The sequence below is a fragment of the Escherichia sp. KTE159 genome, assembly GCF_000408805.1.
Classification (GTDB): domain Bacteria; phylum Pseudomonadota; class Gammaproteobacteria; order Enterobacterales; family Enterobacteriaceae; genus Escherichia; species Escherichia marmotae.
Window position 1 is genome coordinate 150,217 of sequence record NZ_KE137291.1, and the last position, 21,781, is coordinate 171,997.

Here is a 21,781-nt window from a genome sequence, read left to right on the forward strand (position 1 = left end):
ACTAATCGGTACTGCCTGAAATTTGAAAAACAAGCCACACTAAGGCTATTATTTAGCTAGGCATATGAAGAGACTCTTGGCAATAGTCAGTATTATGAAGATTCAGTGCCCAAAATGAAGTCAATGTTCAGCAAGAATAGCGATCATATTCTGATGTGTCTGAAAAAGAGGTTCTCACCAGATAAGTAGTCGGAACTAAAGAGATATGCAGGAAAATGTAGCTCCCGAAAAGCATAAGGGCAGCCCTGATTATTTTCCTGAGTTCGCGCTGCTGTTCGTTGTTATCTCTAACTGGAATATCTCCCTTGAAAACTTGCCCTTTAAAAGGGCATTTACACCAATTTTTCCCCACTGTTACTTTCTTGTATTTTGGTATTGTATGTCATGTTCCTGATAGGTGTAATTATCATGGATAACGTATGGCATTATGCGATTTGATTTTTCCGTACTGACCGCAAATATTGTCACACTGTTTCTGGCTGCATCAGTGCTTGTAATAACACTTTTCAGCCATAGGAAAAAATACGTATGAATATAGCCTCGGATGGCTTCAAAATAGGTGAAAGTAGACTCGGAATTAACAAATAGAAGTTGCATCATCAACGTAAATGAGAAGTGTGCAGGCCGGGCCTTGCTCCTCGAACCAACGAATGCTCACAGCCATCAATCTGGATCAGCTCTCTGGTACAGGCACGTAGCGGATGTGGCTGATGTACACGCGGTTGCCGTAATATACGGGGGATCTATAAACCAGTCTGTATCATCAGATTCCGTACCGTTTCTATGGTCAGATATAGACTATGGAGCTCGGCGAGATTCTCACAGGCTAACGTCGGACCAAAATCAGCGTAGTGTTCATGGATAATAAGCAGTGCACGCTCAGCGAGGCCCGGCATCAGTTGCGGATTACCTGGCTGTCCACGGCGATTTACCAGCAAAAGAGGTCCGTGTTCGCGGTAACATTCATGCAGACGGCGGTAGTGTTTGTCAGACATCTCCAGCCGGCTGGCTGCGAGACGAGTAGTGAGGCATCGGTCGGTGACGTCCTAGAGGCTCCTGAATCGGTTTACATCGTTCCTTGAGATAAACTCCGTTCCGTATGCTGTCATGAGTCCCATCCTTTGAAAGCAGTGATCGCTATGGTGAGACTGTAGCGCGGACATGTTTTCTTCATCTCAATTTAGCTACTACAATATCTGTTATTGCAAGATTAAAAAGTCACCTCTTTCACCGTAGCTTACGACCCTGACCCGGATTTAACGCCGCTTACTGTTAAGCGACTGTGCAATGCGCTTTTCGGCCGAACGGGTAGCCAGTGGTTGATTGTGGAGGTTTTCGGGGAGAAGGGGCGACAGCGCCGAAGCACGGACAGTAACCCGAAGTACGTGGAAAAAGTGGCAGCAAGATATCGTCATGCCGCCGCGAGGCACTGGCAGGCAACGCTTGCTGAGATTGAACGGGTAAAGCGTATCTATCAGACAGGAGTAAAGGCATCAAGAGAACACGAGGACTGATTAACCTAATAATTAATGCTAATGTACGCATACATTAGCATTAATTATTAACATACAAAAAGCCGTAGCATGGAAATAAATAGTGTCATACCTGTCAGAGTAACTACTGACGTGTTAAAGCGGGTGGGGGGCATTAACGTTTAAGGCTGGCTCTGAATTCCTCAGGGTTAGCCTGCAGGGGATTGATAGCCCTCAATTGCTTGAGTGCGTCGTTTGGGCATCTTTTTACTTCGGGCACGTTTACCATCACGTTCAAGTTCATCCATTTTACACTGTGCCAGTTTAAGCACGGCCCCAAGACGTTTGTTATCAACGATTTGCCCCTGATCGACACATTCCAGTTTGTCGAACACCTAATATTTGAGTGAACGGTAACCGTGTTTGAATGCCAGTGTATAGTCATAGACTGTGAGTTTGTCGCCAGCGATACGAGAGTTTTTTTCTGTAGTTTCAACAAGATATATCATTTTGTCATAGCGGAATGTCAGCGTTTTAGACAGCTTACGCTGTTCCTGCCAGGCAAAAATATCATCGAGCTCTTCGTTGATTTCAGCCTCAAATCTTTGGGGTATTTTTCTGGTCTTGCGAAGCGACGATTGAAGTCAGCGATGAAGGTATCCAGCCAAGCATTGGCTGCTTCGATACTGCTGATTCCCTCGAGACGCATCTCCTTGATAAGCCGGTCCTGAAGTGTCTGATTTGCTTGCTCCACATGGCCTTTAGCCTGTGGACTGTTGGCACAAATCAACTCGATCCCCAGTTCAGAAAGCATACGGCCAAACTGGGTTACTCCGGTCGTAGTGGAGCCACCCTTATTTACCCTGAAAATGCCGTGCTTATCGCTGTAAAACGCAAGTGGTTTGCCATGTTGTTCAAGATACTCTCGGGTAGCCATCATGTAATCAAAGGCTGATTCAGTTTCGCCGAAGCGGAGGTGCATCAGGCAGCTAGTAGCATCATCAATGAAGACAAGCAGGCAGCATTTGGGGCGCGTCCTTCAAACCAGTCATGTGGAGAACCATCAATCTGAACAAATTCTCCGAGGCAGTCACGCCGGTATCTGGGTTGATGAACACGGGGTCTGCGACGTGAGTATGGAACCCAGAGTCCATCGGCAGTCATCCATTTTCTGAGCGTTTCAACAGACACCGTGATGTTATGGCGTTCGCGCAATTTTTCTGCGGCAAGCGTTGGTCCAAAGTCGCTGTAGTGATCGTGAAGTAAAGAAAGTACACGCAGCTTCAGTGACTCAGGGAGTCTGTGATTACCAGGGCGTCCACGTCGAAGGTTTACCAGGCCAGCGGCACCTGATTCACGAAAGCGGTTCATCAGACGTTGCGTCTGACGTTCGGTCAGAGCAAGTTGGTGCGCAGCATCACGACGGCGCATACGCTTTTCGACAACTGACTGAATGACGTTGATCCGGCTGAGCTCTTTATCTAACATAGTCACAAGCATCCTGATGTCTCCATAGACTGAGGATTGGATCCTTTATGCCAGAAAAAGTGACATCACTTAAATGGGTTAAAAGTGACATTAGAATATTGCAGTTACAATATCGGTGCGCATAATCTATCTTATGTTAAATAACATTGAATGTTAACTTACTTCATGAAGCTTACTGCTTCTATTTCCACTTCTTTTTCTTATTAATCGCTCCCCTAATCCACGCATTCATCTGCTCTACAGGCTCTAAAATATTTTTTCTGAGTACTGAGCACAAACTGCTCCATAAAAAACAGACCACAAGTTTGGGCATGATACTGATGTAGTCACGTTTTATTGTTTTCATGAAGCTCTCTGCTATTCCATTACTCACCGGACTCCGCACCGCCGTGTTCTTCGATTTAAGTCCCAACATCCGAGCGAACTGGCGTGTTTCATTAACCCGGTAGTCAGAGTCAGCGGTCGAAAGACCTCCCTGGTAGCTACTCTGCATACCCACTATAATGCAACTATTCTCGTGACGTGTGTTTCAGCTCTCCCCCGGCTATGATACGAGATGGTATGGAGAGCCCTTCTGGGGCCACTGCCTGCACCAGATGCAACAGGAAGCCTGATATGAATGCAATTTCTGTCAGGACAGGCGGGTAACTTTCTGTGGCCATGGATCAGGGAATACTCCGCCCGACATCCACCACTGAATTTCTTCTTCAGTCAACAAGCAAAGGGATAAGGCATGTGTAAAATCATTAACTTCAGTGGCATTGCCAATGATAGTCAACTGACAGCAGCGATCGCCAAATCGCCCAGAGGCTGTGTCGATGTGTCGCTGTAGCGCTGAACGTTCTTCACGAGTTAAATTATTGTCAGTATGTTCCAGTACTCCAGCTTTCCAGTAGCCAATGAGCGCCAGACTGATGCTTCCTGCTGACTGATTCCAGAGCAGGGCAAGATCATCTCTCCCGGGGAGCCAAAAAAAACCTTTACTGCGATAAACGCCCATGCCCATAAAGCGGTGACAGGTATCCCATAATCTTTGCGGATGGAATGGCCTGTCGTCCCTGATGACGCGCCATATAAGTTCCTCATTGTTGCACGGAGTATCCATGTTTCCTGCAAGTGCTTCCAGTTCACTGATGAGTAACTCAACACGGTCAAAATTGTAGTCCGGGATCGCCAGTAATGTGCTCAGTTCAATATTTCCCCATGATACCGCGAGCACATCCACGGAGGGGTTAAGTGGGTGTATGGCTTTTGCCACAGCGGAGATAATGTCAAAGGGCAGGCGGTCATTTCTGGTCAGCAGCAGCCTGTTGCAGAACATGATTTGCTCGGCCAGCAAATTCTCCAGGCCGCGTTTGTTATGCCGGAGATTTTCCTGAAGAGTGGGGATCAGTTTTTTCCCATCATTGTAATCTTCATGGAGCATGACAGTATCAACGAGTGTTAAAAACGCCTTCAGGCGTACACGTGAATGGCGACGCAGGTATTTGACCAGAGGAAGCGGATGACTGCTTCCGGAGGTTTCAATCAGCATCACATCCGGCTTGTTGTGATCAAGCAGGTGGTTAATTGCGAGATCCATCTTTTTGAGGCCTGCGGGGCTGCTGATGCTGTCTGCGGTGATACTTACGAAATTATTGTCTTTTGCATCTACAATATCTGTGTTGGCGATCAGCACGCCGTCCACATCCAGTTCGCTCATGTCATTGACTATGACAGAGACTGAAAGCTGTTTTTCGTGTGCCTGTATGAGCAGGTTTTTCAGCAGAGTGGTTTTCCCTGCGCCGAGGAAGCCATTGAGAATGATGACAGATGTTGTTTCCATATCAGCAGTACACCAGTTAGTTAGCGAGGAAGGCGCTTGGTGGTACAAAGAGCATCCGGATTGAATCGCATAACGTCGACGGGAGTTGTTGTCGTTTTTCCTGTGAGGTCTCAACCTGCCACAGAACGCACCGGATTTATTGGTATTTAGTCTCCATCAGCATAATTATCACCATTTTTATCTCCGGGGGAAGATTTGTTCTGAACAGGAGTGGGAGGTGTGACCTCCTGAAAGTAATTACAGATTGCTAGTTGTTGTATTTTTATTCGAATATGTCTCTTCGTATCAGTGATAGCTCCTAGATAAAGTATATTCCGGATGCGTTATCTGTTCTAGATATCAGAGAGTCAGTCATTTGTAAAAAAGAGAGCTGCATCATTCTATTTTTCCTGTCTATTCACCCTGTTGTCGTATCTAAAAGACATCCGTTCCGAGGATGTCGGGCACCCGTTCTGTACTAAGATACATAGCTTTTGGGTCTGCACTATTTGGAACCGACAGAAGTCTGTCTGTGATATCCGCATTTTTCTGTGTGCGATATATTCCGAAAAACTTCAAACCACTTAAAAGAGGTTTTTCCGGAGGATAAGTTCGACCAGGGAATAGTGTTTCCTGGTAAGTGTGGCGGAGCCAGTTCACCAGGAATATCTTTCTTATCCAGTTATACTGGATTTTATTAGATGATCACCCTACCCTGCAGCAGTACGCTGACGGTGTTTTTTTGGGAGAACCATTATGAATAACGTCATCTTTGATTGGTATTTATCTAGGCAAAAATTCATTCAACGTCCACTGCCAAGATGCAACAGGCAGAGTCCTTAACTGTCAGAATCCAAGTGCTCGAAATTATTCGAATTCCTTACTAATTCCTCCTACACAACTATTGTTATGGAAGCTTGCGAAGATGCTCACTATATGGCACGGAAATTTTCGGAAATGCGTCATAAAACAAAGCTAATACCTCCTCATTTTGTCCAACCCTTCGTTAAAATTAATAAAAATGATTTCTTTGAGGCTGAAACCATATGTGAAGTTACATCAAGCCATCAATGAGATTTGTAGCATTAGGAGCTGAATCCCAGCAGAGGATTCTCGCTTTTCATCCGTCGTTGACAATGGCCTTGAAAAACGCCGTTACTCACCGTTCTCCTTCACGGTAATACGCAGTTATAGTTGCAGAGCAATGTAATGGATCTTTTATATTAAGAAATTGTGTGAGTGGAGAGGTGCACGAATCCTAGAGGCAGAATGTTTCTCCACATGCTTGTGGAGAAACCGCCGCATTTTGCCCGCTCTGTACGATACTCCGTAGCCAGAGATAAGATATTCTGTCGCTGTATGCTACATACATTACACTATACGAAATCAGGTCTGTTCAATCAGTAAGGAAATAAACGGACAAACGTTATGTAACCCAGACAGAGATATATTGTCTGGGAAAATAGTGGCTTTTGTGGCGAAAACTAGTAAAACAGCAACCCGAACCACTTGATGTGCATCGTTTTTGATTATTCCCGTATACTCTTGCAGAAGGAGTTCTCCGTCGGGCTACTGTCATGGTTAATGCGGGGAATATGGCGACAATACAACACACCTAAAAGAGTAATGGACAGATGAAGCGGTTTATTCATTTCCCATGATTCTGAGTACCTACCAAGTCTGAGTAACCACTTTTATACTTTTAATTTTCGTTCATTTAGCTATCGTTTAATTATTATCACATAGGATTCTGCCGTTTTTAACAATGCAGGATAATAAGATGAAAAAAATGTTATTTTCTGCCGCTCTGGCAATGCTTATTACAGGATGTGCTCAACAAACGTTTACTGTTGGAAACAAACCGACAGCAGTAACACCAAAGGAAACCATCACTCATCATTTCTTCGTTTCGGGAATTGGACAAGAGAAAACTGTTGATGCAGCCAAAATTTGTGGCGGTGCAGAAAATGTTGTTAAAACAGAAACTCAGCAAACATTCGTAAATGGATTGCTCGGTTTTATCACTTTTGGCATCTATACTCCGCTGGAAGCCCGGGTATATTGCTCACAATAGTTGCCCATCGATATGGGGAGCTCATCTGCACTGTTCATTAATATACTTCTGGGCTCCCTACAGTTGTTTTTGCATAGTGATAAGCCTCTCTCTGAGGGAGGAAATAATCCTGTTCAGCGATGTCTGCCAGTCGGGGGGGCTGCATTATCCACGCCCGAGGCGGTGGTGGCTTCACGCGGGGATGGGCAGATTGATCTGATATGCAACCGACGACGACCAGCGGCAACATCATCACGCAGAGCTTCATTTTCAGATTTGGGCTACCTTTTGATTTCTCGTTTAACTTTTGCAGTCACCAGACTGTGATTTATTTTAACAAATCAATAGCTTTCATAAAATTCTCGAAGCTGAAAGCTTAACTGAACCAACCAGCCTGGCTGGTGTTTTCTAAAGACAAAAAGGCCATCAGCAAAACACTGATAGTCTGAATCACCTTTATCAATCATGTATGAAGAAAATATGCGCAATTAGTTGACAGTGATTATCATTTTCATTAAAAAGAGCGCGTAGCATTCTTATTTCATGAGGAAATTTACCCGCCAACAACCTGAGTAGCGAAAGCTGTTCATCCCCAATATTTTTGCTGGCGGGTTCTTTTTTCTACTGTCCTCCTCCCCAGAGGAAGCATTCCCATTAATCATTACTGGCGAGGAGGCAAGAGAAAAAGTCGGTTCTTTGTCCCTAAATAACAGCATCATTTCAGTCCATGCAAAATCTGATTTACCAGCTCACATAATAACCTGATGATACACAGTGTAAGTTCACAGAGATATTGCAATTGCCTCCGGATAAGTAAGGGGAGATTGCACTATGCAAATGCAGCACCTGAGGTTGGCTATCCTAAGCAGCCGATTATGCGTTGAGGCTTTCAGTGATGGCTGATATAGCAACAATGAGAATGAAGGCTCTGCACTTCTGGGATAAACACGGTATTTCTGCAGCTTCTGAAGCCTTTGGCGTATCCTGCCGCACGCTTTACTGGTGGCGTCAGTTACTGAACAAGGGAGGACCTGAGGGGCTAATCCCGCACAGTAAGGCACCTCTGGTGCGACGAAAAAAGCACTGGCATCCCGATGTGCTGAAAGAGATTCGACGCCTCAGGACAGAGCTGCCGAACCTCGGTAAAGAGCAGATTTTTGTTCGCCTGAAGCCCTGGTGCGCATAACGCCATCAGACCTGCCCGAGTGTTTCCACCATCGGCAGAATGATCGCCACCGCACACGATAAAATGCGGATGATACCAGTACGTCTGAGCTCGCGGGGTAAGGCTCTGCTTGTCAAAAAGCGAACCACCAAACCCCGCAGGCCAAAGCACTACCGTCCGGTAAAGACCGGAGAGCTCATTGGGATGGACGCCATTGAGCTCAGAATGGGTGAAATGCGTCGCTATATCATTACCATGATCGACGAACACAGCGATTACGTACTGGCGCTGGCTGTGCCGTCGCTCAACAGTGATATCGTCAATCACTTTTTCAGCCGCGCAGCCCGGCTGTTCCCTGTCGGTATCAGCCAGATCATCACAGATAACGGGAAAGAGTTCCTGGGAAGCTTTGACAAAACGCTGCAGGAAGCCGCCATCAAACACCTCTGGACCTATCCCTACACGCCAAAAATGAACTCTATCTGTGAACGTTTTAACCGGGCATTAAGAGAGCAATTTATTGAATTTAATGAAAATTTACTCTTTGAGGATCTGGCGTTGTTTAACCTGAAACTGGCGGAATATCTGGCGCTGTATAACAGCAAAAGACTCCACAAGGCGCCCGCACTAATGACGCCCGTGGAATATATTTTAAAAGAGAACAAAAATTGCAATATGTGGTGGACCCATACACAGCAAACGCACAGGCCGCCCCGGTTGGGTAGATATGTGGGATGGCTGGTTCAGACTTCAGGATATGGTTGAGGCTGGTGATGAAGTCTCTTTATCAGGAGATCTGATCAAGAGACAGCCGCGCAGGGGGATTCACTATGCTGGATTCTTTTAACAAATTCTCCGCTAACCAAAAAATAGACTTTTTGCATTCGTAAATGCGTTAAGAGATAATTTTTAAAGTTCCATCAATCTCCCGGCCAGTTCGTCTCGCGGCATTACTCACTATCCGCACAACTTCAGTAAGATCATGACTTTTTCAATCGTTATCTGTTGACCAAGCTTTGAAACCACTAGCGTCCCGTCAACCCGACCTGGAATCGTCGAGAACCGCCCATAGTTGTGAATTGGCTAGAGTGTGATGGAAAGCAACGCTAAACGACCTAATCACACATTCTCTTTTCCCTAACAATGACCATTTAGTGAAATAACGTATCCAAAATGATGACGTGAAAGCCTGACACTGGCAGCGAAAAGCCGAAAAAACTCACCTGGTCAGGAGCAAAAATCGGATTATTCGCCAACAGCGTAATATCAGCAGTAGTTCTCGACACGCTTGCGCTATAGACAGAGGATGAAACGCTGCTGGTCGGAGTTCTCTATACATTTTTGGCGACGGCAGAACCGCTCACCAATGCCTTAACGTCTATCAGCCTTCCGGTGAGTTGGAACAGCATGCTCAGCGTTTGCAAGATATTCTCCACGGTCTGTAGCAGCATAGGTTTCAATTTAAATATCCCCAGATAGCCCTCTGGGAGCTTCCCTTTTTATTAAGTTTTAATTACCGTTGCAATAGTTAAATGATATTGGTAATTATTATCATTAGCATTTGTGTCTGTGTTGTTTCTGGTAAGGTTGAAAGGGAACAAACATCGCCTGTACAACGGCGTTTTTACTTACAGACCAGTGAAGGCGAGACTATCAGGATGATGCATCGTGTGTCTAAGAAATCACGGTTCTTTCCAGATTCGTTGTTCGGTCTAACACTGCACAAATGCGTCAGAACATCCCGGCGTAGCTGTCCGACGCCATTTGGGCTGTTCAACAGGACAATGGCGCGTAAGCGTTAATGGAAGTGGGGATACGGAGTTCCCTATTCACCTGTGTATGTCACGGAAAAGTCTCTGACTGAGCTGTCCATAACGCTGGTGAAGCACAAATGGCGCAGCATCTGGTAAAGCAGGTTTAACGAAAAGTAGTGTCCTGCTGCTGGCATATGAGTGCGTCGACTGCCTGATTTAGATCGTCAAGCGGAGAGGGATTTTCTCATGCGTATTTTGTTTGTAGGCCCGCCTCTCTATGGGCTGTTGTATCCTGTGCTGTCTCTGGCGCAGGCATTTCGCGTTAACGGTCATGAAGTGCTGATCGCCAGCGGAGGACAATTCGCACAAAAAGCGGCAGAGGCCGGGTTGGTGGTGTTTGACGCCGCACCCGGTCTGGATTCCGAAGCTGGTTACCGCCACCATGAGGCACAGCGGAAAAAAAGTAATATCGGAACCCAAATGGGCAACTTCTCATTCTTCAGCGAAGAAATGGCCGACCATCTGGTGGAGTTTGCCGGACACTGGCGGCCTGACCTCATCATCTACCCTCCGCTCGGAGTCATCGGGCCGCTGATTGCCGCCAAATATGATATACCGGTCGTGATGCAAACCGTAGGCTTCGGCCATACCCCCTGGCATATCAAGGGTGTAACGCGTTCGCTCACGGACGCCTATCGTCGCCACAATGTGGGGGCCACACCACGTGATATGGCCTGGATCGACGTAACACCGCCGAGTATGAGCATTCTGGAAAACGACGGTGAACCCATTATTCCGATGCAGTACGTCCCGTATAACGGTGGCGCGGTGTGGGAACCATGGTGGGAGAGAAGGCCCGAGCGTAAACGTCTGCTGGTGAGTCTCGGCACTGTCAAACCGATGGTTGACGGCCTTGATCTAATCGCCTGGGTTATGGATTCTGCCAGTGAGGTCGATGCCGAGATCATCCTGCATATTTCAGCCAATGCGCGGTCCGATTTGCGCTCGCTGCCGTCAAATGTTCGCTTGGTTGACTGGATACCCATGGGTGTCTTCCTCAACGGCGCAGATGGTTTCATTCATCATGGCGGAGCAGGCAATACCCTGACAGCGCTACACGCTGGTATTCCACAAATCGTCTTCGGCCAAGGAGCCGATCGCCCGGTAAATGCCCGCGTTGTTGCCGAACGCGGCTGCGGGATTATCCCTGGCGACGTCGGCCTGTCGAGTAACATGATCAATGCTTTCCTCAACAATCGCTCACTTCGCAAAGCCTCTGAAGAGGTAGCAGCGGAAATGGCGGCGCAACCCTGCCCAGGTGAAGTGGCGAAAAGCCTGATCACAATGGTACAGAAAGGGTAGCCACTACACCTTCATGATAATCATATGCCAGCACCCATCCAGGAGTCATGCATCCATAACAATGCGGGACCGGAGCGTGCTGGCTTTTTTGCGGAACGATCCGGCCAGTGGATCGTATTTTACAGACGGAGGAGGCTTAATGCCTGCGAATCACACTCCCACACCGGCTCAGTCATGGATAGTTCGCCTAGCGCGCGTGTGCTGGGAACGTAAGAAACTTAGTGTCATCGTGGTGGTAGCGTCAGTATCGACTATTTTGCTGGCTGCGCTGACGCCACTGCTGACAAGACAGGCTGTGAATGACGCACTGGCGGGCAATCCGGCCCGCCTGCCGTGGCTGGCCTGCGGGTTACTGTTGATCGCTTTTTTTGATTTCATCGGTAACTATGTGCGCCGTGGTTATGCCGGGATGCTCTCACTCTGGGTGCAGCATACCCTCAGAGGACGGGTATTCGACAGTATTCAGAAACTTGACGGCGCAGGCCAGGATGCGCTGCGCACCGGGCAGGTGATTTCACGGACCAACAGCGATCTGCAGCAGGTGCATACCCTGCTGCAGATGTGCCCGGTGCCGCTGGCAGTGTTCACTTATTACATTGCCGGCATTGCCGTGATGCTGTGGATGTCCCCTGCCATGACGCTTATCGTCGTGTGCGTACTGGTATGCCTGGCGATCACCGCGCTTCGTGCGCGTCGTAGGGTCTTCGCGCAAACCGGGCTGGCCTCGGACCAACTGGCGAATCTCACCGAACATATACGCGAGGTGCTGGCACAGATCTCAGTGGTAAAATCCTGTGTGGCAGAGATGCGTGAAACGCACTGGCTCGATAGGCAGTCGCGGCAGATTGTGCGTGTACGCATCGGTGCGGTTATCTCGCAGGCGATGCCTGGGGCCACCATGCTGGCGCTACCGGTGCTCGGGCAAATCGTCCTACTGTGCTACGGCGGGTGGTCGGTCATGCACGGGCGGATCGATCTCGGTACCTTCGTTGCATTCGCCAGCTTCCTCGCGATGCTGACCGGGCCAACCCGCGTACTGGCATCGTTTCTGGTTATCGCACAGCGCACTCAGGCGTCCGTGGAGCGGGTGTTTGCACTGATCGACACCCGTTCACAGATGGAGGACGGGACGGAGTCGATTAACAGTCAGGTTGTCGGACTGGAACTGGAGAATATGAGCTTTGACTACCACCATGGCGACAGACATATCCTCAGCGATATCTCCTTTTCCCTGCGCGCCGGTGAAACCGTGGCGGTGGTGGGCGCATCGGGTTCAGGAAAATCGACCCTGTTGATGCTGCTGGCGCGTTTTTATGATCCCTGCTCCGGAAAGATATGGCTCAACACCAGCGAAGGCCGACAAAATCTTCGCGATATCAGACTGGAGGCGCTTCGTCGCCGGGTAGGCATCGTATTTGAAGATGCTTTTCTGTTTGCCGGTACGGTGGCGGAAAATATCGCCTATGGCCACCCTCAGGCAACGGCGGACGACATTCGCCGTGCGGCAGCTGCTGCAGGAGCCAGCGATTTTATCAACGCCCTGCCGAAAGGCTTCGATAGCCTGTTAACCGAACGGGGTACGAATCTTTCCGGCGGGCAGAGGCAGCGAATAGCGCTGGCGCGGGCGCTCATTACTGCACCGGACGTGTTAATCCTGGATGATACCACCTCAGCGGTTGATGCTGTTACGGAAGCGGAGATTAATACCGCGCTGGGTCGCTATGCTGACGAAGGGCATATGCTGCTGGTGATTGCCCGACGGCGTTCAACGCTTCAGCTAGCCAGCCGGGTTGTGGTGCTGGATAAGGGCCGTATGGTGGATACCGGAACCCCGGCAGAACTTGAAGCGCGCTGTCCGGCGTTCCGCGCACTGATGACCGGCGACAGCGATTTTCTGGCCACGTCCCACAATAGCCACAACGAATTGTGGCCGGCTGAACCAGCGACACAAGACGATGTAACGGATACGGGGGATAAAGGTTTTGTCGCCCGTATGACCCGCGTACCGGAAAATGCAGTACAGCAGGCGCTGGCCGGTAAAGGTCGCAAAGTCACGTCACTACTGAAGCCTGTGGCGTGGATGTTCGTCATCGCCGCTCTGCTGATCGCACTCGATTCTGCGGCAGGCGTAGGGGTGCTGATACTGTTGCAGCACGGCATTGACTCCGGTGTCGCCGCAGGCGATATGTCGACCATCGGCCTCTGTGCCCTGCTCGCCCTGTGCCTGGTCATTGTGGGCTGGTGCAGTTATTCTCTGCAGACGGTCTTCGCCGCCAGAGCGGCGGAATCAGTTCAGCATTCGGTGCGCTTGCGCAGCTTCGGCCATATGCTGCGTCTTGGACTCCCCTGGCATGAAAAGCATGCCGATTCGCGTCTGACCCGCATGACCGTTGATGTGGACTCTCTCGCCCGCTTTCTGCAAAACGGCCTTGCCGGTGCGGCCACCAGTCTGGTGACGATGTTCGCAATCGCCGCCACCATGTTCTGGCTCGACCCGTTCCTGGCGCTGACGGCATTAAGCGCAGTGCCAGTGGCCGCACTGGCAACCATGATTTATCGCCGCCTCAGTACCCCTGCTTATGCACAGGCACGGCTGGAAATAGGCAAAGTCAACAGCACCCTGCAGGAAAAAGTCTCTGGCATGCGTGTCGTGCAATCGCATGGTCAGCAGGAACTGGAGGGCGCCCGGCTGCGCGCGTTATCGGAGCGTTTCCGCGCAACCCGTGTGCGAGCACAAAAATACCTTGCAGTCTATTTTCCGTTCCTGACATTCTGCACCGAGGCCTCCTATGCCGCTGTTCTGTTAGTGGGAGCTTCGCAGGTCGCCGCTGGAGAAATGACTGCCGGGGTACTGGCGGCTTTCTTCCTGTTGCTGGGGCAATTCTATGGGCCAGTGCAGCAGTTATCAGGGATTGTCGACGCCTGGCAGCAGGCGACAGCCAGCGGCAAACATATTGATGAACTACTGGCGACAGAAGGCACTGAGAACCTCGGGTCCTCTTCGGTCCTCCCTGTCACCGGTGCACTGCATCTTGATGAGGTCACGTTCAGTTATCCCGACAGTCACGAGCCAGCTCTGAACAAACTTACCCTGACGATCCCAGAGGGAATGGTTGTCGCGGTCGTCGGTCGCAGCGGTGCGGGTAAGTCGACGCTGATTAAGCTGATTGCCGGGTTGTATTTCCCCACGCACGGCAACATCAGAATCGGTGTGCAAATGCTCGATGATGCCTCGCTCACTGAGTATCGTCGCCAGATTGGGCTTGTCGATCAGGATGTAGCACTGTTTAGTAGTGATATTGCAGAAAACATTCGTTATTCACGGCCATCCGCCACCAATGAAGACGTTGAAATTGCCTCACAGCGGGCAGGGCTGTATGAGATGGTGTGCAATCTGCCGCAGGGATTCCGGACACCGGTGAATAACGGCGGAGCCGATCTGTCCGCAGGTCAGCGCCAGTTGATTGCGCTGGCCCGCGCGCAACTGGCGAATACTCACATCCTGCTGCTCGACGAAGCCACGTCATGTCTGGATCGCACATCCGAAGAACGACTGATGTCATCGTTAACAGATGTCGTGCATGCCGGGAAGCACTCGGCGCTGATTGTTGCACATCGTCTGACCACCGCGCAACGCTGCGATCTGATTGCCGTTATTGATAAGGGGTTACTTGCGGAATACGGAACCCACGAACAGCTGTTATCTGCGGGCGGCCTCTATACCCGCTTATGGCATGACAGCGTCAGCAGTACTGCGCTCCATCGCCAGCACAACATGAAGGAGGAAACCCCGGGATAGTTACTGGACACGTAATGTATTAAAAACACAGTCAGAAGCGGCGGTACCGTGAATAGCCGCTTTAATTATTTATACTGACATCCTTAATTTTTAAAGAGTATGAATGCTGAACATGCAACAACACCCCTCTGCTATCGCCAGCCTGCGCAACCAACTGGCAGCGGGCCACATTGCTAACCTTACTGACTTCTGGCGCGAAGCTGAGTCGCTGAATGTTCCTCTTGTGACGCCAGTCGAAGGAGCGGAAGATGAGCGAGAAGTGACCTTTCTGTGGCGCGCCCGACATCCTCTGCAGGGCGTTTATCTGCGTCTGAACCGGGTGACGGATAAAGAGCACGTAGAAAAAGGAATGATGAGCGCCCTTCCCGAAACGGATATCTGGACACTGACACTGCGTTTACCCGCAAGTTACTGCGGCTCCTATTCGCTGCTGGAAATCCCCCCCGGCACTACGGCTGAGACGATTGCACTGTCCGGAGGCCGTTTTGCCACCCTTGCCGGAAAGGCCGATCCGCTAAACAAAATGCCGGAGATCAACGTTCGGGGAAACGCAAAGGAATCAGTGCTGACACTTGATAAAGCTCCCGCCCTGTCGGAATGGAACGGCGGCTTCCACACCGGACAACTGCTTACCTCCATGCGCATTATCGCCGGGAAATCTCGCCAGGTTCGGCTCTATATTCCGGACGTTGATATTTCTCAGCCCCTCGGGCTGGTCGTGCTGCCCGATGGTGAAACATGGTTTGATCACCTTGGCGTATGCGCAGCAATTGACGCCGCCATAAATAACGGACGCATCGTGCCCGTGGCTGTACTGGGCATTGACAACATTAATGAACATGAACGCACTGAGATACTCGGCGGGCGCAGCAAACTGATAAAGGATATCGCCGGACATCTGCTGCCGATGATTCGCGCTGAACAACCGCAGCGTCAGTGGGCAGACCGTTCGCGCACAGTGCTGGCCGGGCAGAGCCTCGGCGGGATCAGTGCGCTAATGGGGGCTCGTTACGCACCGGAAACGTTCGGTCTGGTGCTCAGCCACTCTCCTTCAATGTGGTGGACGCCAGAAAGAACCAGTCGACCAGGCTTGTTCAGCGAAACCGATACCTCATGGGTGAGTGAGCATCTGCTTTCTGCCCCACCGCAGGGCGTACGTATCAGCCTGTGCGTGGGATCGCTGGAAGGTTCGACAGTGCCTCACGTTCAGCAGCTTCACCAGCGGCTGATTACCGCTGGCGTCGAAAGCCATTGCGCAATCTACACCGGTGGTCACGATTACGCATGGTGGCGCGGTGCACTGATTGACGGGATTGGTTTACTACAGGGTTGAGTTGACCCACAAACACTTTCAGGAAACGGTACAGACTTCCTGAATAAATCAAATAGTCACCTGCGGAAAAGGAATAATCATCAGATGTATGCCCGCGAGTATCGCTCAACACGCCCGCATAAAGCGATTTTCTTTCATCTTTCTTGCCTCACCCTTATCTGTAGTGCGCAAGTTTATGCGAAGCCGGATATGCGGCCACTGGGGCCGAATATAGCCGATAAAGGCTCCGTGTTTTACCATTTCAGCGTCACCTCTTTCGACTCTGTCGATGGCACACGCTATTATCGGGTATGGACGGCCGTGCCGAATACAACCGCACCGGCATCGGGTTACCCGATTTTATATATGCTTGACGGTAACGCAGTTATGGATCGCCTGGATGACGAACTGCTCAAACAATTGTCAGAAAAAACACCGCCAGTGATCGTGGCTGTCGGGTATCAGACCAACCTCCCTTTCGATCTCAACAGCAGGGCTTACGACTATACGCCAGCAGCAGAAAGCAGAAAAACAGATCTCCACTCAGGGCGTTTTAGCCGTAAGAGTGGTGGCAGCAACAACTTCCGCCAGTTACTGGAAACGCGTATTGCCCCAAAAGTGGAACAGGGACTGAATATCGATCGGCAACGCCGCGGCTTATGGGGGCACTCCTACGGCGGCCTCTTCGTGCTGGATTCCTGGCTGTCCTCCTCTTACTTCCGGTCGTACTACAGCGCCAGCCCGTCGTTGGGCAGAGGTTATGATGCTTTGCTAAGCCGCGTTACGGCGGTTGAGCCTCTGCAATTCTGCGCCAAACACCTGGCGATAATGGAAGGCTCGGCGACACAGGGTGATAACCGGGAAACGCATGCTGTCGGGGTGCTGTCGAAAATTCATAACACCCTCACTATACTGAAAGATAAAGGCGTCAATGCCGTATTTTGGGATTTCCCCAACCTGGGACACGGGCCGATGTTCAATGCCTCCTTTCGCCAGGCACTGTTAGATATCAGTGGTGAAAACGCAAATTACACAGCAGGTTGTCATGAGTTAAGCCACTAAACACTGCCCGCTTTTACGCGGGCAGTACGCCTGAAACACTACGATCAGAATGATGCGGTAACTCCGGCATAGTAAGCCCGGCCTGGCTCGTTATAGGTATTCGCCCCTTCAGAAGATCGGAAGATCTGTTTATTGAGGATATTACTGACGCCGACATTAAGACGCAGATTTTTATTAATATCGTAATTGAAGTTCGTCCCCACCAGTGAATAAGCGCCCAGCTCTTTACCTGACAGACCGCCAGTATCTTCACTGCGGGTTTCCGCATGAGTACGCGGTTTTTGTCTGCCATATAACGTCCAGTTGACGCTGGCAGAAAACGCCTGGGTGATGGTCCAGTTAAGCGAGTTATTGATAGTATATTTCGGGATGACCGACAGAGGATTACCGGTGTCTTTTTGCTCCGAAGTGATCATCCATGTGGCATTGGTATTCCAGTTCAGACGATCTTTCACCAGTGGGAAAGACATACTGGCTTCGATACCGTCCACCAGAGCTTTCCCGCCATTCTGCCACTTGAGGATATATGCGCCTGAAGCGGTTTGCCCGATAACGTTATCCCCGGCCACGATCTTATTCTGGTAATCATTGCGGAAGTAGGTCACACTTGCGTGGTAATCTTCCCAGGTGAACTCCAGCCCAATTTCTTTATTGACGCTGATTTCCGGATCGAGATCTTTATTACCGATCAGGTAGCACCCGCCTGATGTAATATCTTTTGGACAGCCATTGCCTTTCGAGTAGAGCAGATAGCCTTCACTGGATTGATACAGGTTTGGGGCTTTAAAGGTTCGGGCAACCCCTGCTTTGACTTTGAAATAATCGCCCAATTCCTGCGAAAGATTCAGACTGGGGCTGAAGTTCCCGCCGGAGTCGCTGAGATAATCAAAGCGCAGGCCGGGAATGATATTCGTGCCAGGAACCGGCTCAATGTTATCTTCAATATACAGCGCACTGATTTGAGAATGATTTTTACTGCTGCGATCCGCAGCAGAGCCAGAAATACCGCTGATATCTCTGTCATTCACCGTCAGGCTGGTAGAGGAAGGATCATCGAGCTTATCGCGGTTCCACTCTGCACCAACGGTCAGCGTTTGATCAACCATCACATTCAAAGGAATATTAAGCTCGCCGCTGGTTCGCCAGGAACTCAGGCGATTGGTCGTAAACTTTTCACCCGCTAAAATACGCCCTTCACCACCGCCGGATAATCCTTCATTCATGCGGGTATTATTGGTTTTCTCGTAATAAACACCAAAGCGACTTTGTCCCCAGTCCCAGATACCATTATGCGTAATACCATAATTCTGTCGGTACAGGCGGTTCGTCTCTTTGCCGGATTTTGCCAGGCTTTCGGTAACTGCACTGGAAGAACTGTTTTGCGTATCGCCCGCATAGATATTCCCCTGGCGGCTATATCCGGCTTCGAAATCGAGAATCTGCTGCGGATTTAATTTCCACGAGACAACGCCGTTAATATCTTTGTTACGTACCCCTTCATGCCCGGCTGCGTTTTTCGTACCGACCGGAGAATTAATATCCCAACTGTCAGCATCCGTTTTATTCAGGTTACCATACAAACGCGTGGTAAGAGCATTACCAGCCATAGGCCCACTAAGGCTGAAATTGGCGCGACGCGTAGCGCCCTCATCGCTACTTTCCGGCTGGTTGGTGTATAACGACAGCGAAGCGTGCCAGTCGTTGGTGGGACGTTTGGTAATGATGTTCACCACCCCCCCGGCTGCCCCCGAACCGTAGCGCGCCGCCGCAGGGCCGCGGATCACTTCAATACGCTCAACCTGTTCCGGTGGCACCCAGTTGGTGTCACCGCGGGTATCACGCTCTCCACGCCAGCTATAACGCACGGAGTTACGTGACGTCACCGGTACACCATCAATTAAAATTAAGGTGTTTTCCGGCCCCATACCGCGAATATCGATTTGGCGGTTATTACCGCGTGTGCCCGAGGCGCTATTGCCGGTAAGATTGACACCAGGCATTTTACGAATAATATCTGAAATGTCGTTTACCGGAGGGGACTTTTTAATATCCTCGCTGGTAATAACCGACACTCCCGGCTGCTGTTTTAATATCTGCTCAGCGGTGGCTTCCACCACCAGAGTCTCGTCATTATCGTCGTCGGAGGATTTAGCTACTGATACCTGGCTATTAAACCCAACCAGGAGCGCGGTTAGCGGCCAGAGGAGCTTGTGAGTTCTCATTCCTATTCCCTAATAAATGCCTAACTTAAAATGTTTGATCGTTAAGCTCACATCCTTTCCAGATACGTTTAACTGCAATTATGATTTTTATTACGAGAATGATAATAAATACCATTTAACAGAAATCAAGGCAATCCTAAGTGACATGAAAACATTAATATCGATATATATCAAATAGTTACACTAGTGACGTGCATTTTTATTTCATTACACTTTTATCAAATACATTTCTAAATTACTGTTTGCAGTGCCAGTTAGTATACTTCTTGTACCACTGTTGCCACCGGCAACTCCGTATACCTGTCAATCATCAGGAATTTTGTCGCAGTTGCTCATGGGGACGCGAAGAATATTGGTTGTTCGGGCCAAGGATTCTCTAATTGAATAATTGCGGCGAGAAAACTCCCTCATGGGCTTTTTAATCATCGTCAGCATCCAGCCCGGCAGATTATCCACCTGTTGCCTCTCCATCAGACTCAGTAAGGCAAACAGGGTCTGCTGTGCCGTCTCTTCCAAAAAAACTTGTGGCTGATGAGTCAGCGTTACCAGATTATCCTGCGACACCACTGCTTACAGCGCATCATGTAGCAATACAGGATTATCTACACTGAATCATTAAGATATTTAACACTAAATATAATGCAAGACATAAGTGCTAAAACAGAGTGAAAAGAACTAATCTGAGCTTCAGAAAAATAGGATATATATCCGTTCTGAATCGCCACGCAATTTTAAATAGCAATCAACAAGCATCGTCGATATCCATATATACCATATTTCTGTAATTGCATTAGTGCAAGACCATAAGTGTGGCTCGCAAGCAACTACAAAACATTGCAGTTTTATATAATCATAAATGTGAACTAAATTACACTCATGGTTAGGTGGCTAATTAATAATTAGCGCACAATTCAACAATACTTTCGTTTGAAATTGTCTATTGTTATTAATTTAACCTTGTAATATATATTCCGGAATCATTTACTATGAATAAAATATACACTCTAAAATATTGTTATATTACTAGCACAGTAAAGGTTGTCTCTGAACTGGCCCGAAGGGTATGTAAAGGGAGTACCCGCAGAGGAAAAAGACTTTCAGTACTTACCTCTATGGCACTATCTGCATTACTCCCAACCGTTGCTGCTGCATCAACGGTTGGTGCAACAATCCTTACCAGACATACTGCGACTTTGCAGAAAATAAAGGACTGATCCTACCCACGTAATGTGGACACGGCCCTAAGCGAGATTATGGTTTTCAAATTGTTCCGGGCTGAGACCGCCACAGGCACTGTGACGACGCCTGAGCCAGACATACCAGCCGCTGCGGGCAACCCGAAGTACACGACACATCGCTTTGATGCTGAACTCTGCCCGATGATTTTCGATGAAGACATACTTCATTTCAGGCGCTTCGCGAAGTATGTCGCGGCCTTTTGGAGGATGGCCAGTTCCTTAGCCTGCTCCGCCAGTTGTCGTTTAAGGCGGACATTTTCAGCGGCCAGTTCGCTTTCGCGCTCTGACGAACTCATTTGTTGCTGCTGTTTACTGCGCCAGGCATAAAGCTGGGATTCATACAGGCTGAGTTCACGGGCTGCGGCGGCCACACCGATGCGTTCAGCGAGTTTCAGGGCTTCGTTACGAAATTCAGGCGTATGTTGTTTACGGGGCTTCTTGCTGATTGATACTGGTTTTGTCATGAGTCACCTCTGGTTGAGAGTTTACTCACTTAGTCCTGTGTCCACTATTGGTGGGTAAGATCAGAGCTGGCAACACTAACGTGGGTGGACTGGTATAACAATCGACGATTGCTGGAAAGACTGGGCCATATTACTTTGACAGCAGCAGAACAAGCTTATTATGCTTCCATCGAAAACAATGATTTGGCAGCCCGATTTCACAGATAAAACACTCTCAAGGAAACCCGGAGCAGTTCACTCATACAAGAAAGTCTAAAATATGAATATACTCCCAATGCAATATATGTTTCGTATTGGGAGCAAATAGCAGACTATTTTGAAGTTATTGTGTCTCTACTTCAGCATTTCCAGGACAGAATATATTTTCTGCTTTCTTGGGAGTGATCAGGTGATGTACAACTGTTTTATCCACACATAAATTGACTCCGGTAAGAGCTAATGTATGCCCATCACCATTTATTGTCAGCAACGGGCTGGAAAATTTCTCTGCCATCTTGCGAGCATTAATCCAGGGCGTTGTTGGGTCGTATTTGTGTGCAACAAACAGTAAACCCGAGGGCAGAACTGTATTTTTCAGGCGAGTTTT

9 protein-coding genes and 10 pseudogenes are annotated in these 21,781 nt (G+C 49.1%); 10 read left to right on the plus strand and 9 right to left on the minus strand.

From position 1 onward, the window contains the following. Positions 1-369 precede the first annotated feature (369 nt). A pseudogene (locus A31E_RS26325) lies at positions 370-532 on the plus strand (SemiSWEET family transporter); the annotation flags it as partial. On the opposite strand, the pseudogene A31E_RS26690 reads toward A31E_RS26325, so the two are convergent. Next, positions 532-1,046: pseudogene (locus A31E_RS26690) on the minus strand (ISNCY family transposase); the annotation flags it as partial. The pseudogenes A31E_RS26325 and A31E_RS26690 overlap by 1 nt on opposite strands. A gap of 183 nt (positions 1,047-1,229) precedes the next feature. Between A31E_RS26690 and A31E_RS26335 the strand changes: the two are divergent. After that, positions 1,230-1,514: pseudogene (locus A31E_RS26335) on the plus strand (hypothetical protein); the annotation flags it as partial. 133 nt (positions 1,515-1,647) lie between these two features. On the opposite strand, the pseudogene A31E_RS0122015 reads toward A31E_RS26335, so the two are convergent. From A31E_RS0122015 to A31E_RS21190, 3 genes and pseudogenes are all read right to left on the minus strand, one after another. Further along, positions 1,648-2,960: pseudogene (locus tag A31E_RS0122015) on the minus strand (ISNCY family transposase). 181 nt (positions 2,961-3,141) lie between these two features. Further along, positions 3,142-3,429, minus strand: a pseudogene (locus tag A31E_RS26695) (hypothetical protein); the annotation flags it as partial. 162 nt (positions 3,430-3,591) lie between these two features. Continuing rightward, positions 3,592-4,785 (minus strand): CobW family GTP-binding protein, encoded by a 1,194-nt coding sequence (locus A31E_RS21190; RefSeq protein ID WP_000450492.1) that lies wholly within the window; start codon positions 4,783-4,785, stop codon positions 3,592-3,594. A gap of 1,759 nt (positions 4,786-6,544) precedes the next feature. Between A31E_RS21190 and iss the strand changes: the two genes are divergently transcribed. Then, complete coding sequence (gene iss, locus A31E_RS21185; protein WP_000738422.1) at positions 6,545-6,838, plus strand: increased serum survival lipoprotein Iss; 294 nt, start codon at positions 6,545-6,547, stop codon at positions 6,836-6,838. Between the two features lie 57 nt (positions 6,839-6,895). On the opposite strand, the pseudogene A31E_RS23710 reads toward iss, so the two are convergent. Continuing rightward, positions 6,896-7,095, minus strand: a pseudogene (locus A31E_RS23710) (lysis protein); the annotation flags it as partial. A gap of 559 nt (positions 7,096-7,654) precedes the next feature. On the opposite strand from A31E_RS23710, the pseudogene A31E_RS23720 reads away from it, so the two are divergent. The 5 genes and pseudogenes from A31E_RS23720 to iroE form a co-directional block, all read left to right on the plus strand. Next, a pseudogene (locus A31E_RS23720) lies at positions 7,655-8,672 on the plus strand (DDE-type integrase/transposase/recombinase); the annotation flags it as partial. 1,310 nt (positions 8,673-9,982) lie between these two features. After that, positions 9,983-11,098 carry a salmochelin biosynthesis C-glycosyltransferase IroB gene (gene iroB, locus A31E_RS21170; protein ID WP_001318220.1) on the plus strand — a complete coding sequence of 372 codons (1,116 nt, stop codon included), beginning with the start codon at positions 9,983-9,985 and terminating at the stop codon, positions 11,096-11,098. 139 nt (positions 11,099-11,237) lie between these two features. Further along, complete coding sequence (gene iroC / locus A31E_RS21165; RefSeq protein WP_016248308.1) at positions 11,238-14,897, plus strand: salmochelin/enterobactin export ABC transporter IroC; 3,660 nt, start codon at positions 11,238-11,240, stop codon at positions 14,895-14,897. A 103-nt stretch (positions 14,898-15,000) separates the two neighbouring features. After that, entirely contained in the window at positions 15,001-16,230 is a 1,230-nt protein-coding gene (gene iroD / locus A31E_RS21160; protein WP_000933675.1) for a catecholate siderophore esterase IroD, read from the plus strand. 84 nt (positions 16,231-16,314) lie between these two features. Then, complete coding sequence (gene iroE, locus A31E_RS21155; RefSeq protein WP_016233124.1) at positions 16,315-17,271, plus strand: catecholate siderophore esterase IroE; 957 nt, start codon at positions 16,315-16,317, stop codon at positions 17,269-17,271. Between the two features lie 44 nt (positions 17,272-17,315). On the opposite strand, the gene iroN is transcribed toward iroE, so the two are convergent. Both iroN and A31E_RS0122045 read right to left on the minus strand, forming a co-directional pair. After that, positions 17,316-19,493, minus strand: a complete 2,178-nt coding sequence (gene iroN / locus A31E_RS21150) for a siderophore salmochelin receptor IroN (RefSeq protein WP_001259003.1) — start codon at positions 19,491-19,493, stop codon at positions 17,316-17,318. A gap of 303 nt (positions 19,494-19,796) precedes the next feature. Further along, entirely contained in the window at positions 19,797-20,057 is a 261-nt protein-coding gene (locus A31E_RS0122045; RefSeq protein ID WP_000076221.1) for a hypothetical protein, read from the minus strand. 422 nt (positions 20,058-20,479) lie between these two features. Here A31E_RS0122045 and A31E_RS23730 point away from each other — a divergent pair. Continuing rightward, positions 20,480-20,703: pseudogene (locus A31E_RS23730) on the plus strand (ESPR-type extended signal peptide-containing protein); the annotation flags it as partial. A gap of 55 nt (positions 20,704-20,758) precedes the next feature. On the opposite strand, the pseudogene A31E_RS21140 reads toward A31E_RS23730, so the two are convergent. Further along, positions 20,759-21,195, minus strand: a pseudogene (locus tag A31E_RS21140) (transposase); the annotation flags it as partial. Between the two features lie 63 nt (positions 21,196-21,258). Between A31E_RS21140 and A31E_RS26700 the strand changes: the two are divergent. Then, positions 21,259-21,402 (plus strand): annotated as a pseudogene (locus A31E_RS26700) (IS3 family transposase); the annotation flags it as partial. A gap of 115 nt (positions 21,403-21,517) precedes the next feature. Here A31E_RS26700 and A31E_RS23735 read toward each other — a convergent pair. Beyond that, positions 21,518-21,781 (minus strand): alpha/beta hydrolase (locus A31E_RS23735; protein WP_016248309.1); only part of this gene is annotated, 264 nt, incomplete at its 5' end.